The sequence below is a fragment of the Natrinema pellirubrum DSM 15624 genome, assembly GCF_000230735.2.
In the GTDB taxonomy this organism is placed as follows: Archaea; Halobacteriota; Halobacteria; order Halobacteriales; family Natrialbaceae; genus Natrinema; species Natrinema pellirubrum.
In genome coordinates, this window is the sequence record NC_019962.1 from 1,377,175 (window position 1) to 1,388,999 (window position 11,825).

Consider the following 11,825-nt stretch of genomic DNA (forward strand, 5'->3'; position numbering starts at 1 on the left):
ATGAACCAGATCGAGGCGTTCGTCGAGATCGACGCGCCACCCGATGTCGTCTGGGATGCGCTCATAGCGTTCGACACCTACCCGGAGTGGGACCCGCTCACGCGAACGATCGAGGGCGTCGCCGTCGACGCGACGGGCGGTTCCGAACGGAGCGACGCGTTCGCGTACCGCCCTCGGCCCATCGGGCCGACGGTCGTCGCCGCCGAGCCGCCGCGACGGCTCGCCTGGCACGACCGGCTCGTCGTGCCGTTCGCGTTCGATCGCTACCACGAGTTCCACCTCGAGCCGATCGAAAACGGCCGGCGAACCCGGCTGCTCCAGCGGGAGACGGTCCGGGGCGCGCTCGCCGGTCTGGCGTTCGACGAGGCACGTCTCGAACGGGCCTTCGTCGCGATGAACGAAGCGATCGCGACGCGGGCGGAGCGGCGGATCGCCGCCTAGAACCGCCGAGAGCGACGCGAGCGATTCGATCCCGTGTGTCGGCCCGACCGGCAGTTCGTCGTCGGTGCGGTGGTCCAGCCGGCGGAAGTCGGCGGTAACGCGCCGCGGCGAGTGGACGCCGGGACGAACAGCGTCTCCACGTGACTCGAGGGTGGCTCGGCGAGGGTTCAAGTACGGACAAGCGGCGAGGGTCGCCGTGACCCGCTCTACCCGATGTCGTACGAGCCGTGAGCGAACCGCCCCGAGTCCACCAGCGAGGCACGCACATGGGACATAGAGCGCTGGTCGCCTACCGGCGGCCGGACCGGCTCTACGGACTGCGATACAGCCACTGGGGCGGCGAGGACCTCGCCCTCGCCGAAGCGATCACCCCGCGGACGCCGCTTGCCGACGGCGCGATCGACGGCGCGTTGCTCGCGGACTCGATCAGCCGCGACCGGATCCTGACCGATCACCTCGACCCGCGCGTCCACGAGGCGCTGTATCTGGTCGATCCCGACGCCGGCTACGCGGTCGATCCCTACCGGGTCTGCTGGCTCGAGTGGGGCGACGGCCGCGACGGCGGGCGGGGCGCGATCGTCGCGACGGAGCCGGCCGACGACCGCGCGGTCAGGGTCTGGTTTCGCGCGACCAAGACCGCGCTGGCCGACGTCATCGAGATGGGCGTCCTCTCCCGGCGGGCCGCACAGACCTACCTCGAGGCCCGTGTCCACGAGGAGTGGGCCGGCCGGTGCTACACCTACGGCGACGCGCCGGCCGACGAGCCGGCTGGTGGCTACGATCCGCCCCTCGACCGGTGGCTCGGCGGCGCGGACGGGCCCGAGGAAGCCGACGGGAATCGCGGCGCTGACGGGGTCAGAACCGGCGAGAACGAGCGTGACGAGGGGAACAGATGGGACGGTAAGGGGAACGGACGGGAAGACGAGGGGAGCGGAGACGGAGACTGAGAACGGGTTTGAACCGATTCACTCGCCGGTCGTCCAGCGGGCGTCCGCGAGCGTCCGCTGGACGACATCGTTGCCGACCGCTTCCGCGAGCGTCTCGAAGCCGGCCCGCTCGCCGCGGTCGTCCGCGTTGGCGACCAGCCGCGAGACGATGAACTCCGGCGTCGACCGACCCACCGTATCGAAGCGGGGCTGGTAGTCGACGAGCAACTCGAGGTCGGGGTTCAGCCCCTCCGCGAAGATGCCGTCGACGCGGGCCTCGGTCGGTAGCGGCTCCAGATCGTCCGCGAGGTGGGTGACGAAGACGCCCAGCGCCTCGCGGTCGACCGAGAGCGTGACCAGCCCGTGTAGCAGGTCCGCCGCGCTGCCCGGTTCGGTAATCGCCTCGAACTCGTCGACCAGCATCAGCGTGCGCCCGCCCGTCGAGAGCGGCGGGACGATCGACTTGAGCGTCGACTCGAGGACGCCGGCGTTGAAACTCGCGTGGCGGCGGTGAAAGACCAGCGAGTCGACGGGCGTCACCTCGGCCCGGTCGGCCGGGACGGGCAATCCCATCGTCGCCAGCAGGACGATCTGACACAGTGTCTCGAGCAGCGTGGTCTTCCCGCCGCTGTTGGCCCCGGTGAGGACCGCGACCCGCTGCTGGCCGGGGACCGAACCGACGCCCTCGGGGACGCTCGAGACGCCGTGATCACCGAGCCCGTAGGTCACCGGCTGGACCGACTCGTCGTCCCGCGCCGCGAGCGTGAGGTTGCGCGCGTTGACGACGGAGACGGCAGCCGATTCGTTCTCTACGAAGACGGGACGCGTACAGTCGTACTCGAGCGCGAAGCGGGCCAGCGACAGGTGCAAGGCGATGTCGTCGACCGCGTCGACGGCCCGGTCGACGGCCTCGCGGGCGTTGTCGAGGGTGTCCTCGAGGTCGCTCGCGACGGCCTGTTCGCGCTCGTCGACCGCTTCGGTCAGATCGGTTCGAAGGGTTCGCAACGTGGTACCGACGAAGTCCGTCGCGTCGGTGGCGTCGGTCGCCATCGCCGCCCGAACGCGGTCGATCGTCACGCCGGTCTCGGTCAGCAGGTGGTCCTCGAAGGACTGGCGAAAGCCCTCCACGTCGCGGACGCCCTCCGAGCGCAACTCCTCGATCAGCTCGAGGGCGTTCGCGTCCATGTCCTCGATCGCCCCTAGCGTCTCCCGGAGCCGATCGAGTTCGTCGTCGGCCCCCTCGCGGACCCGACTCCCGTCGAGCGCCGCCAGCGCGTCGGCGGCGTCGGCGAGCCGGTCGCGTTCGAGGTCGGCGATCGCGGCGAAGGGGCCCGAATCGACGCCGGCCTCGAGCAGCGCCAGCGCGGCCTCGACGGCGGCGTACTCGCTGCCCTCGCGCTCGTCGTAGCGCTCGTAGGCCGCCAGGACCGCCTCACGCTCTTCCTCCTCGAGGGCGGCCCACGCGTCGCGAGCCGCGATCACGTCGTCGAGGCGAGAGTCCATCGCCTCGCGGGTGGCGAGCGGGGTCAGTACCCGGATGCGGTCCGCGGCCCGCTGCGTGACGGCGTGGTCGACCGCGAGATCCAGCAGTTCCTTGTAGGCCGACCGCGCGTCGCTGGTCGATAGGATGTCCATGCCGGCGCCGCCGGTCGCCCGCCGGAGGATCCGCGTCGCCCGACCGCGGGCGAGCCCGGCGTCGGCGAGCGCCCGAACGTCGCCGTTCTCGATCGCCCGAACCGCCGCTTCGTTCCCTAGTTCGTCGACCAACCGCTCGCGCGTCTTCGGGCCGACGCCCCAGTACTCCTCGAGTCGCATACGGTGGTGACTCGGGGCGACCGTCTTGAACACTGCGCCTCGCGGACTCGAGCCCGCCGTAGAACCGGGACGAACGCGTCGGCGCGGGGAGCGCCGAGCCCGCGTTACCGCGACGCGGCGTGTGCGAGCAGTTCGATCGGCGTCGGCGGCGACTCACCGTCCAGCGAGCCGCCGGCGAGCGAGCTGTCGGCCGGGACCGGCTCGACCTCGCTGTCGCCGAGTTGGGTCCGACAGGAGGTGCCCGGCGCGGCGACGACGTCGGCACCGCTGTCCTCTATCTGGCCGACGAGGATGTCGCCGATCGACTGGCTCAGCGAGTAGTGTTCGGCCTCGTAGCCAAACGTCCCGGCCATGCCACAACAGCCCGAGTCGAGCGGGTCGACCGCGTAGCCGGCCCGCCGGAGGACCCCCACCGCGTGGTGGTCTTTCTTCTCGGCTTTCTGGTGACAGTGGCCGTGGTAGACGATCGACTCGTCGGGCGCGGCCCAGTCGACGTTCTCGTCGAGCCGGAAGGTGTCGAGGTACTCACAGAGGCCGTAGGAGTTGGCGGCGAACCGCTCGACGGCCGTCCCCGAGCGCAGGTCCAGCGCGTCGGACTGGAACATGACCGCGTCGGAGGGCTCGGCGACGACGACGTCCCACCCCTCGCGGATCCGGGGCTCGAGTGCGGCCACGTTCGCCTCGATCGCATCGCGAGCGATATCGATAAAGCCCTTCGACAGCGCCGGTCGACCGCTGTCTGTCCGGTCGGCCACGTCGACGTGGACGCCTGCGGCCTCGAGGACGCGGACCGCCGCCTTGCCGACCTCGGGGTGGCTGTAGTTCGTGTAGGTGTCGGCGAACAGGACCGCTTTGCGCTCGGCATCGGCTTCGGAAACGCGCGCCCCGCCTCGCTTTGCTCGCGCCGCTGCCGCTCGCTTTTTCGAGGCGGCTGCGCCGCCTCGCTTCTCGAACCAGTCCTGTAACGTCTCCCGCTGGAACTCGGGCAGCGAGCGCTCGCTCGCGATCCCGACCGTCTTCTCGGCGATCGTGCCCGAGCCAGGCAGGGACTGCACGAGGTTCGACACCGGCGCGAGCGCGCTGCCGACGGCCGCGAGCGAATCGAAGTTAGCGAACAGCTTGTCGCGGAGGCTCGAGCCCTCCTCCTGGTGGCGCTCGTGCATGACCTCCGTCTTGAGTTTGGCCATGTCGACGCCGCTCGGACAGTCCCGTTTGCAGCCCTTACAGCCGATACAGAGGTCGAGTACCTCCTCGGCGAACTCGTCGTCGGTCGGGTCGTCCGGCAGGTCGCCGCTCATCGCCTGCCGGAGGAGGTTCGCCCGGCCGCGAGTGGCCGTGATCTCCTCGTCGGCGGCCCGGTAGGTCGGACACATCACGCCGCCGGTCGTCTCCTGGCTCCCGCGACAGCCCCCACAGCCGTGACAGAGTTCGACCATCCCCTGCATCCCGTTCTCGTTGTCCCAGTGCAGCGACGGCTCGAGCCCGGCGTCGTACTCGTAGTCGTCGTCGTACCGGAGGTGGTCGGTCATGTCGTGGTCGCCACAGACGTTGCCGGGGTTGAGCAGCCAGTCGGGGTCGAACGCGGTCTTCAGGTCGCGGAAGGCCTGCCAGAGGTCGTCGCCGTAGAGCTTGTGGTTCCACTGGGTGCGCGCGCGGCCGTCGCCGTGTTCGCCGGAGACGCTGCCGCCGAACTCGACGACCATATCGGTGACCGCGTCGGCGATCGCGACCATCTCCTCGCAGTCGCGGTCGGCCTTCGTATCGACCAGCGGCCGGACGTGGAGGACGCCCGGGCCGGCGTGGGCGTAGAAGGCCGCATCGTTGTCCCGCCCCTTCTCGGTCAGCAGCGACTGGAACCGTTCGACGAACTCGGGCAGGTGTTCCGGCGGGATCGCACAGTCCTCGATGAAGCTGATGTGTTTCTCGTCGGAGGTTCGCGAGAGCAGGATCGGCAGGCCGGCCTTGCGCAGCGTCCAGAAGGTCTCGCGTTCGCCCTCGTCGTGGGCCTCGAGGCCGTCGAACGCGATCGTCTCGTCGATCGCCGGCCGGTCCTCGGGCGGAGTTGCCTCGGTGTCGCTGCCGGGCACTCTGTCGGCGAGCAAGCCGGCCGTCTGCTCGCGGCCGTGGTCGTCGTCCTCGGCGTAGAACTCGACCAGCAACGCCGCGTTCGCCGCGTCGGGGACCAGCGACGCCGCGTCCTCGAACTCCGTCGTGTCGCGGGCCAGCCCCAGCAACACGTCGTCGATGAGTTCGACCGCCGCGGGCTCGTGGTCGAGGACGTGCTGGACGTCGGTGACCGCATCGAGGACGCTCTCGTAGAACAGCAGGGAGACGGCCTTGGTCTCGGGCACCGGCTCGAGTGCGACCTCGGCCTCGGTGACGACCGCCAGCGTCCCCTCGCTGCCGGCCAGCAGCCGCGCGAGGTTGACAGTCCCCGTCTCGGCCTCCTCGACGAGGACATCGAGGTTGTACCCCGAGACGTTGCGTTTCAGGTCGGGGAACCGCTCCCGGACCGCCTCGCCTTCCTCGTCGATGATCCGGACGACTTCGGCGTGAATCCGCTCGAGGACGGAACCGTCGGGATCGGCGGACTCACGAAGGTCATCGACGGCGACCTCGCCGAGCGTGGCGACCGTGCCGTCGGCAAGCACCGCCTCACACTCCTCGACGTAGGCGTCTGTCTTGCCGTAGACAAGCGAGTGTGCGCCCGTCGAGTTGTTGCCGATCGCGCCGCCGATCGCGCTGCGGTCGCCGGCCGCGGGGTCGGGTGCGAACTTCAGGCCGTGGGGGGCCAGCACGTCGTTGAGTTCGCCCAGGACCGTCCCTGCCTCGACGCGCGCCCGGCGGTCCTCGGGATCGATCGAGACCACGCCGTCCATGTGGCGGGTGAAATCGAGGACGACGGCTTCGTTGACGGCCTGTCCCGCGAGGCTCGTCCCGCCGCCCCGTGGAAGGACGGGAATCCCCCGCTCGGCACAGTAGGCGACGGTCGCGGCGACGTCGTCGGTCGATTTCGGATAGACGACACCGATCGGCGTTAGCTCGTACGCGCTCGCGTCGGTGGCGTACAACTGTCGCGTGTAGGTGTCGAAGCGAACGTCCCCCGCGACGCGGTCGCGGATCTCGTCGACCAGCGCCGGTTGCGCGACGTCGTCGGAGACGAAATCGTACTCGGCCCGCCGGTCACCGGTTTCGGCCCCGCCGTCGAACGTCGTATTAGAGCTTGCAGTCATCCTCAACTGAACACGTTGGTTGATCCGTCACACGTTTCTCAACGATAAAGCGTTCGGACCACCGGCCGTTGCCGTCGGCGAACTGTTATGTGCCGGACACGACAGACCCCCAACGGCCGGATCCGGGCGGCTCCGATACCGGGTACGCACGCACTTGGGGTTCGACCCGCCACGAGACCCTCCCGACTGGGCAGGCAATCCGGCACGTCATCACCGAGCGCGGGACCCGAGGTCAGTCGACCGTTCCCGCCGTGACGTGACAGGCCGTCACGCAGTCTTCGACGAGATATACACAAACGCGCATATAATTCTGGTCGATGGGGAGCCGAAGCACCACAAACACGGGGATTTTTATCGTCTCGGTGCCCTACGAACACCCATGACTGATGGGCGGGGCGAGACTCCCCGGCGAACAGGAATGACCGAAAAGTGCGGCGTCGTCGGCGTCTCACTCGACGGTCGGGACGCGGCACGACCGTTGTACTACGCGCTGTACGCGCTCCAGCACCGCGGTCAGGAGTCCGCCGGTATCGTCACCCACGACGGGTTCCAGCAGCACAGCCACGTCGAAATGGGGCTCGTGGGTGACGCCTTCGGCGAGGGCGATCTCGACGAACTGACCGGCGCTGCGGGGATCGGCCACGTCCGGTATCCGACGGCCGGCTCGGTCGACTCCTCGTGTGCCCAACCGTTCTCCGTCTCGTTCAAGAGCGGCTCGCTCGGCCTCTCACACAACGGCAACCTCGTCAACGCCGACGAGATCCGCGACGAACTCGCCGCCGCGGGTCATGCCTTCACCAGCGACGGCGACACCGAGGTCATCGCCCACGACCTCGCGCGCAACCTGCTCGAGGAGGACCTCGTCCGCGCGGTCAAGCACACGATGGGCCGGATCCACGGCTCGTACTCACTGACGATCACCCACGACGATACCGTGCTGGGCGTACGCGACCCGCAGGGCAATCGCCCGCTCTGTATCGGGAAACTCGAGGACGGCTACATCCTCGCCTCGGAGTCGGCAGCGATCGACACACTCGACGGGGAACTCGTCCGCGACGTTCGGCCGGGCGAGCTGGTCGTTCTCCAGGAGGACGGCGAAGGCTTCGACTCCTACCAGCTCGTCGAGAACGAGAACACCGCCCACTGTTTCTTCGAACACGTTTACTTCGCCCGTCCCGACAGCGTCATCGACGACACGCTGGTCTACGAGGCCCGCCGGAACCTCGGGCGCAAGCTCTGGGAGGAAAGCGGCGTCGAGACCGACGTCGTGATGCCGGTCCCCGACTCCGGGCGCGCGTTCGCCTCCGGCTACGCGGACGCGGCAGGCGAGACGACCGCCGACGGCGAGGCCCGCGACGCCGACGACGACGGCGTCGAGTTCGCCGAGGGACTGATGAAGAACCGTTACGTCGGCCGGACGTTCATTATGCCGACCCAGGACGAGCGCGAGCGTGCGGTGCGGCTCAAGCTCAACCCGATCAAGTCGACGATCGAGGGCAAGACCGTCACGGTCATTGACGACTCGATCGTCCGCGGGACGACCTCGACCCAGCTCGTTCAACTCCTCAAGGACTGCGGGGCCGAGGCGGTCCACGTCCGGATCGGCGCGCCCGCGATCGTCGCCCCCTGTTACATGGGGATCGACATGGCCACCCGCGAGGAACTCATCGCCGCGGACAAGTCCGTCGGCGAGATCCGCGACGAGATCGCCGCCGACAGTCTTGCCTACCTCTCGACCGACGCCGTCGCCGACGTCCTCGGGAAAGAGCGCATCGACCTCTGTCTAGGCTGTGTGACCGGCGAGTACCCCTACGACATCGAGGGCGAGGAGACCGACCGCGACGTCAGCCGGCCCGACATCGGCGGCCAGCAGCTGGCCGCGGACGACTAACAAACTTTTGCGCTGCGGGCGCGCCGGAGGCGCGCCCTCGGCAAAACTTTGATGAAAAGCACTCTTCTTTCCCCTCCAGCCGCGCGATGCGCGGCTTCCGGGTCAGTCGTCGGCCCGCTCGCGCCGCCGGCGCTCGCGGTCGTAATCGGTGTCCTCCTGTACCGCTCCCTGAAACGCGTCCGCGAACTCCGTCGGGAGCGTTCGGATCTCGATCCCCCACGCGATCGGGAGCCCACCCACCGCTGAACAGCAGGATGACGCCATAGAATACCGATGCCGTTCGGCTCCCCGCCGGAACGCCCAAGCCCGTGGCCGGTCGACTCGAGGTATGCCGCTGTTGCAGTTCGACACGGCACTGTCGCTCTCGGACGAGGAAAAGACCGCTCTCGCCGACCGGGTGACGGAGCTGTACACCGACGAGATGGCGACGACGGCGGGGCACGTCGCCGTCTCGATCCGCGAGCGCGGGGCGGCCGACCTCCACCTCGGGCGCGCCGTCGACGGCCCGCTGCTCTTTCTCGACGCCGAGATCCGTCGCGGTCGGTCGTTCGAGCGAAAGCGCGCGTTCGGGCTCGAGACGATGGCGTACGTCGGCGAGACGTTCGACGTTCCCGAGTCGAACATGAAGGTCGTCTTCACCGAACACCCCGGCGAGTCCATGATGGGCGTCGACCGGGTCGGCGGCGAATGGGACGGCGGGAACGAGGACGCGGAGTAGCGGTCGCGAACAGGCGGCCGATCGGGTACCGGTTCGGCGGGGGCTGGCGACTACCGCAGACAGGCGGCGACGACCTCGAGCATGCCCTCGCCCCGGACCTCATCGGCGAACAGCGGCACGCGTCGAACGTCGGTGCCGCGGAACAGTTCCTGTGCCTCCGCGAGGGCACTCTGCTGGACGTCCCAGCGCCGTTGACAGAACTCACAGTCCTCGAGGTTCGGCTGGAGGAACTCGCCGTGGACGTCGTCGGTGACGTTCGACAGGGGTTCCATCACGCGGTTGACGACGACGGTACCGACCGGAATCCCGAACTCCTCGAGTTGCGCCCGCAGGCGCTTGGACTCGAAGACGCTCATCTCCTCGGGGACCATGACGATCCGGAAGTCCGTCCGCGTGGGGTCGCGCAGGGCCGCCCGCAGGCGCTCGATGCGCTCTCGCAGGACTTCGAGGTCCTCGAGGTCGTCGCCGTCGTCGGGCGCGTCGCCGCCGAACATCCCCTTGACGCCCTCGAGCATCCCGCCGAGGCGCTGGCGGAGTTTCATGATGCGGCCCATCATCGTGTCCATGATCTCGGGGAGCTGCAGGAGCCGGAGGGTGTGGCCGGTCGGTGCCGTATCGACCACCACGCGCTCGAACCGCGGGTCGTCCATGTACTCGAGCAGGAGCTGCATGGCGGCGGCCTCGTCGGCACCGGGCATCGCGCCGCCGAAGAGGGCATCCATCGGCGACTCGCCGCCGAGCATGTCGCCGAGGCCACCGAGCGGCCCGCCCGCGTCCCCCTCGCCGCCGGGGAAGGGCGAGCCGCCCGCCTCGCCGCCAGCGAAGGGGTCCGTCTCGTCCGAACCCTCGCCCGTGCTGAAGGGCGTCTCTCCCTCCTCGAGGGCGGTTTCGGGATCGATCTCGGCCGCGTAGAGTGGGATATCGTCCCGGATTCGGCCGGGCTCGGCCGGAATCTCTGTCTCGAACGTGTCGGACAGCGAGTGGGCCGGGTCCGTCGAGACGACCAGCGTCGACGTGCCGCCGCGGGCGCTGTCCAGCGCCGTCGCGGCCGCCATGGTCGTCTTCCCGACGCCGCCTTTCCCGCCGTAGAGGACGTAGTCGGGGCCGTCGATCGGCTCGTCGGACGGCTCGACGTCGACGGTCTCGCGCTCGGCTGGCTCCTCGTCGCCGACGGAGTCGGTCGGCGTTACCTCGATAGTGTGGTCGCCGTCGTCGCTTTTCCCCCGCTCCTCCTCGTCGACCGGTTCGACGTCGATGCCGCTCATACGCCGCCGTTCCCGGTCCCGACAGGAGTATTCGTCGGTCTCCCGCGGACGATCGTGCCGCCCTCGATCAGTCCTTGGGCGTCACGTCGAACGTCGGGACGACGCCACGGACGGCGTCGGCGAGCGCCAGACAGATCGGGACGGCCCACAGCGTCGCGTACAGCGCCTGCGTGATCGGGTTCGAGACCAGCGAGTACCGGACCTGTTCCCACCGGCTGTCGAAGGCGATCGCCTCCCAGGCCGCGCGGTAGGACCGCCAGCTGTAGTAACACCAGACGACGCCGTTGAACGCGACGAGCGGGAGCAGCGACCCGGGGACGACGCCGGCCGAGCCGGTGAGGGTCAGCCAGAGGACAGCGAGCCCGACCGGCAGGCCAAGGACGTTCGTCACCGCCAGCAGCTGGGTCAACACGGTACCCGCCCAGAACCGGGCGCGCTCGAGCCCGGACCAGCCCGGCGTCAGCAGGTGCCGATACGGGCCGCGGACCCAGCGGCGTTTCTGCCGGATCCAGGCCTCGAGGTCGGCCGGACAGAGGTCCTGCACGTAGCGATCGATGATCCCGAGCGTACAGCCCCGTTCGTGGGCGGCGACGCCAAGCGCCATGTCCTCGGTCACTGCGTCGAGTTGCCATCGATCGAGGTCGTAGAGGACGCCGGCCGGGACGAAGTAGGCCTTCCCCAGCAGCTGGTAGGGGCCGTCGGCCGAGTTCGCGTAGATGAGGTCCGACCACGCTGCGATCCCCATCGACTCGAGCAGCGGGAGGAAGCCGTCGTCGACGTTTCGCGCGGTCTGTTTTGCCTGCACGATATCGCACTCGGTGAGGCCGGCGGCGGCGAGTTCGAACGTATCGAGGGGCACCTGCGTGTCCGAGTCGAAGACCGTCACGACGTCGTCGGCCGAAAACGACAGCGTCGTGAAGGCGTAGGTCAGGGCGGCCGCTTTCGTCCGTGGGACGCCGGTCCCGCTGAACGTCCAGTCGCCGGGCGCGCGGTCGGCCGCGAGCGCCGCCCGGTCGACGGCGACGAACTCGACGGCGAGGTCGTCCTCGCGAGCCGTGACCGCCTCGCGGACCGCCGAGACGGTCGGATCGTCGGGCTCGTGGATGACGTAGACGGAGACGGCCGCGGTCGGATACCGCTGGGTGGCGATGTTATCCAGCGTCTCCGTGAGAACGGCCGGCGACTCGCGGTAGATCGGGACGAGAACGCGGAGCTGACGGACCGCCGACTGGGGGAGCCGACAGCCCGAACTGGCTGCGGTCGGCGGTCCGCTCGAGGGGCGCTCTTCGTCCGTCGACGGGACGTCGACCCCCGCGTTCCGTCCGCCATCGGGCCGTGCCAGCGGCCGCTCACGGTCGCGTTCGGCCGCCTCGGCGACGACCCGCTCTACGGTGCCGTCGTCGATCAGGGCGTCGGAGCGGCGAACGAGCAGCGTCACCAGCGCACAGTTGCCGACGAAGTAGGCCACCTGAGTCAGGACGAACACGGCGACGACGGCCTCGAGCAGCATTACGTGGTCGGTTGGCCGCCCGACGT

9 protein-coding genes are annotated in these 11,825 nt (G+C 69.3%); 4 read left to right on the forward strand and 5 right to left on the reverse strand.

Going from position 1 to position 11,825, the window contains the following annotated elements:
* Together NATPE_RS06690 and NATPE_RS06695 are read left to right on the forward strand one after the other, a co-directional pair.
* A complete protein-coding gene (locus NATPE_RS06690) occupies positions 1-441 on the forward strand; it encodes an SRPBCC domain-containing protein (RefSeq protein WP_006179510.1) in 441 nt (146 codons plus the stop codon).
* A 266-nt stretch (positions 442-707) separates the two neighbouring features.
* Positions 708-1,388: a DUF6735 family protein gene (locus NATPE_RS06695; RefSeq protein WP_006179509.1), complete on the forward strand. Its 681-nt coding sequence runs from the start codon at positions 708-710 to the stop codon at positions 1,386-1,388.
* Positions 1,389-1,406: 18 nt separating this feature from the next.
* On the opposite strand, the gene NATPE_RS06700 is transcribed toward NATPE_RS06695, so the two are convergent.
* Both NATPE_RS06700 and NATPE_RS06705 read right to left on the reverse strand, forming a co-directional pair.
* On the reverse strand, positions 1,407-3,182 hold the full coding sequence (locus NATPE_RS06700) for a MutS-related protein (RefSeq protein WP_006179508.1): 1,776 nt from the start codon (positions 3,180-3,182) through the stop codon (positions 1,407-1,409).
* A gap of 104 nt (positions 3,183-3,286) precedes the next feature.
* Complete coding sequence (locus NATPE_RS06705; protein ID WP_006179507.1) at positions 3,287-6,415, reverse strand: FAD-binding and (Fe-S)-binding domain-containing protein; 3,129 nt, start codon at positions 6,413-6,415, stop codon at positions 3,287-3,289.
* 418 nt (positions 6,416-6,833) lie between these two features.
* On the opposite strand from NATPE_RS06705, the gene purF reads away from it, so the two are divergent.
* A complete protein-coding gene (gene purF / locus NATPE_RS06710; RefSeq protein WP_006179506.1) occupies positions 6,834-8,306 on the forward strand; it encodes an amidophosphoribosyltransferase in 1,473 nt (490 codons plus the stop codon).
* Positions 8,307-8,408: 102 nt separating this feature from the next.
* On the opposite strand, the gene NATPE_RS22130 is transcribed toward purF, so the two are convergent.
* On the reverse strand, positions 8,409-8,546 hold the full coding sequence (locus NATPE_RS22130; RefSeq protein ID WP_157557350.1) for a hypothetical protein: 138 nt from the start codon (positions 8,544-8,546) through the stop codon (positions 8,409-8,411).
* Between the two features lie 88 nt (positions 8,547-8,634).
* Here NATPE_RS22130 and NATPE_RS06715 point away from each other — a divergent pair, with 88 nt between their 5' ends.
* Complete coding sequence (locus tag NATPE_RS06715; RefSeq protein ID WP_006179505.1) at positions 8,635-9,024, forward strand: hypothetical protein; 390 nt, start codon at positions 8,635-8,637, stop codon at positions 9,022-9,024.
* 50 nt (positions 9,025-9,074) lie between these two features.
* On the opposite strand, the gene NATPE_RS06720 is transcribed toward NATPE_RS06715, so the two are convergent.
* Entirely contained in the window at positions 9,075-10,289 is a 1,215-nt protein-coding gene (locus NATPE_RS06720; RefSeq protein WP_006179504.1) for an ArsA family ATPase, read from the reverse strand.
* A 67-nt stretch (positions 10,290-10,356) separates the two neighbouring features.
* Positions 10,357-11,799 carry a glycosyltransferase family 2 protein gene (locus tag NATPE_RS06725; RefSeq protein WP_006179503.1) on the reverse strand — a complete coding sequence of 481 codons (1,443 nt, stop codon included), beginning with the start codon at positions 11,797-11,799 and terminating at the stop codon, positions 10,357-10,359.
* Positions 11,800-11,825 lie beyond the last annotated feature (26 nt).